The organism is Negativicutes bacterium (assembly GCA_021372785.1).
In the GTDB taxonomy this organism is placed as follows: Bacteria; Bacillota; JAAYKD01; order JAAYKD01; family JAAYKD01; genus JAJFTT01.
Genome location: JAJFTT010000012.1, coordinates 1 through 3,749 on the forward strand (window position 1 = coordinate 1; position 3,749 = coordinate 3,749).

General features: G+C 45.1%; 2 protein-coding genes. Both read right to left on the bottom strand.

Going from position 1 to position 3,749, the window contains the following annotated elements:
* Window positions 1-711: 711 nt before the first annotated feature.
* Entirely contained in the window at window positions 712-1,032 is a 321-nt protein-coding gene (locus LLG09_01975; GenBank protein ID MCE5195886.1) for a hypothetical protein, read from the bottom strand.
* 435 nt (window positions 1,033-1,467) lie between these two features.
* A complete protein-coding gene (locus LLG09_01980) occupies window positions 1,468-3,312 on the bottom strand; it encodes a hypothetical protein (protein MCE5195887.1) in 1,845 nt (614 codons plus the stop codon).
* Between the last annotated feature and the right edge of the window lie 437 nt (window positions 3,313-3,749).

Below are 3,749 nucleotides of genomic sequence, written 5' to 3' on the forward strand. Positions count from 1 at the left end.
CAAATTTCTCGTTATGGCAAGTTTCTCAACTGCACTATCTTCCGACGAAGCCGCATTGCTTTTCCGTCGTCACCGCACTCGTTTTCCGTTATGACCGCACTAACTTTCCGTTTCTACCGCACTCTGGAGGTGCTGTAATCATTCAAAACAATCTTTACCTTCAAAAAAGGCAGACTGCTGCCCTGTAATGGCAAAACCCATTGCAAGGCGATGGTTTGCTCCGGCCAAAAGGGCATAGTGATCCCATCTGCCGATAGTTTTGAACGCAGATCTACGCACAATGTCACTGCCGGGAAAAAGCTCCTCCGCGCGTAAAAATCCGGATTACTTTATGCTTATCGCCATCCTTCGGTTCTATAATAGGCAATAGCATACCCTCTTTTTGCGAACGAATCAAGAATTAAAACCACAGGGAACGAATAAACAAGCCATTGATGACGACGAGATCACAACAAACCGTTCAGGGCTGGCATTTTCGCGCACAATGCTTCCCATTTTGATTTTTTGGTCACGCAGTCTGCCTGCCGGCGTTTGCAGACATTCCGCCGGTTTTGGTTCTTTTGTTATTATTGGTTGACCGCAGCCAGAATAGAATCCGTCGGAAGATGATCTGTCAGGAGATGCGCGCCGCGCAGATTGTAGTTTACGGCAGTGATGACAACAACCAGCCGAAGCTCCGGAAATACCACCATTTGTTACCGCCGTTGCCGGTCATATCATAAGCTGCAAATTGAAGCTGCGGCCAGAGGGAGCGTCTTTGGGCTTGGTTACCCAGGCGGGAAAGCCCTTGACAGGCAAAGCCAGGGTGAACCTAACCCAGTCTTCAATGAGATACATGCGCTCCTCGTTCCCGCGGGAAAAGGAATTGTTATTATCGCATTCCAGGCACGAACTCATGGGCAGGAAATCCTCAACAGTGATTTTTTCTTTGCGCGGATCCGGATACCGAACGGGCTGTTTATTGGGAACGTATGGCAGAACCCTGGCATCCACATCCGGCAGCAAGCCTTGATCGATGACAATGCCGATCAATATGCCCGTGACCGTTTTTTATGAGGGAGCGAGTGTTTCTCAAAAATCAAGCATTTCAACCGCATCTAAGACATTGCTATATAGTATATGCCTCGAGCGGATTTTCATTCATCTATGCGCGTAATTCTTAAGTTTTGCCTTAACACTTAACAGATTCAGCGTGCATCAAATAATCACCTCAAGATAAGTTTTGATCACATCTCCACATTTCAAAAGATTTGCATATCGATAAAGTTTATTTAGGTTTCTATCCTCTCGCTTCAAATTACTTTGATAGTTGGCGATTAATCGCTTGTAGAATTGGCGCATATTTACTTTGATAGTTGGCGTACGGCTTTTATGGCGAGCGAGCAACAGACCTACAGACTGTATCATAGAATATAAAAAACGGAAACGGGATTGTCCATACAATGACGGTCCCCTTTTTATTTCATTTTACTTATAACTTATGGTTGGCAAATGATCCGGCAGTGAGCCCACCACAATCAACTTCAGCGCTGAATCATACAGAAAGTATATTCTGATTAATTTTGTATTATCAATACCCGCCTTCAGGTGCAAATTCAACGGACATTCTACCGGTTTGCCTTTGAAGCCGATCCTCCATTTGATTTTATATTCCCTGGCATATTTTTCAACGGATACCCCATTCACCGGCGTGATCTTAAATGGCTGTTCATACTTCTGAGCACAGCGACGCTGCATCTCCATTGTATCGATGATGCCAAGCAGATTGTCCCGATAATCGGTAGCAAGGTATTCCAGCGCATTGCAGAGCAACTCCAGATTAATTTCATTTGGTTCCACAGCGCTCATCTCAGCGCATGCCCGTTGATGAAAGACAAGTCTGTCTTTAAATTCAGCTGCCACCCAACCGGCAACTTCTGTTGGCCGCACAGGGCGATTTTTTAAATTGCGCAGCCGCAGGATTTCATTTTTGCTTTCTTGCAATTCAGTTTGATGCTTTTCTTTCAGCAGTTCCATTTGCTCGCGCAATTCCCGGTTCCGAACATCCAGATTGTGAATTTCTTCTTTCAACGCACTGATTTTTCGGTCTCTCTGAATAACCTGTCCTTCGGCTTCTTGCAACTCGGTTTGATAACGTTCTTTGATTGCCTCTTCTCTTTCTTCCAGGGCATGCAGGAGCTCCTCTTTGCTTTGGGTGCGATTCACCATATGCGAACGGTCAATTTCTTTCGCTTCCGGTAAAAAAACGACGTTTCCGAATAGCACTGGCTTATTTCTGCAATAATCCTGGCTGAATTTCTCCCAATCGCTGCCGGATAGTCTTGAATCAGCTTTGCTGTTTTGATAAGGACTGCGAAGCACATCGCCGCCAAAGGAAAGCGGTTCAAACAAAAGTACATCGCCGCAACCAATTGCCTGGCCGCTATACTTTACAAAATTCTTCTGTTGTTCTAAAGGCAAAGTATAAAACTGAGCATATCCCATACGATAATGAGCCAAGTTTGTGATATCAAACGGCCATTTTCTAATTTTCCCCGGCGGCTTAACTGCGATATTGGGAATTGGCACCTGATGTATGCTAGCTGCATCCAAACTTATCTTCTGATAAGCAGCCAAATCAACCGGCTTTACCTGTTCCGCTGCGCATTCCGCCATGACCAAGCACGGCATCATCCGATCTTTTGCTTTCAGCCAATTCACCAGATTCCTGGTCTTTCCCGGACTATCTAAGTAAATTGCGTCTTCGGTAAGTTTCATACCGTGATGCAATTCCACCAGCGGATTGCGTACCAACAGTTTGATAAAGGAATAACGAAAAACCTCACAAGGTTCTGTTATTCCAACCGGATCGGATACCAGGGTACGGAAACCGCATTCCACCTGGCCAGCAACGATCCGATAAGCGATATTGGTTTCAATGAGGCGGCCCGGCACTGCTGCACGGCTCTGTTTTAGGTTTTCCGGCTGTGACCCCAGGTCGGGTTCTGTTAATTGCAGAGCCCAGATTTTTTCTTCGGGTAAACAGATGACTTCCAGCTTATAGCCCCGATCAATTCGGAATGATTTAAAATTGCGGCAATCTACTTCTGCAAATTGAGATGCAGGCGGCCATTTCAGCTCTTCCGGCTCATCCAAGGCCTGGAAACGCTGCCGCAGCCAATTGAGTGTTTCGAGCATGACGATCTTCAGCACACTTTCCGCCGTCAGCTTTCCGTTACCGGCGATGGCATACAGCTGATACGTAGGATAAGTGACATTACGAATCAAGCGCAGCGGTTGATTTTGGCGAATGGGCTGCTCAGAAACGCTCATTGGAATTTCACTCCTTTTTGGTTTCTTAAGAATCGATTTTAGCAGGTCGAATATTTCCTCTGCATGGCTAATTTCATCTAACACCCGAGCGATTTTCAGAATCGCCACCGCGGGCGCTGGGAACGTTATCACATCTATCAAGGTTTGACTAAGCTAACTAGACACACTATTTTGATTTTTTAGGTATACTCCCTCAGTCGGACCTTTTCCTATACTCAAGCTATATTGCCTGAAACCTCATGAAATAAGGCTGAAACGCCTTTTTTCTTTGTAAATAACTATTGATTTTGCTTTCCATCCTACGCTCCCACCTAAACTTTATAACTACAACCAGCTATACTCGTAGAAACTTCGGAAAGTGCTGTGTTTCTGCATAAAAACACTATATTTTGACATAAAAACAATTGACTTTTCCGGGAATTGTAGTTATAATTATT

Coding starts and splice junctions, on each gene's coding strand:
- LLG09_01980 (MCE5195887.1), bottom strand. CDS start 3,312: ATGAGCGTTTCTGAGCAGCCCATTCGCCAAAATCAACCGCTGCGCTTG.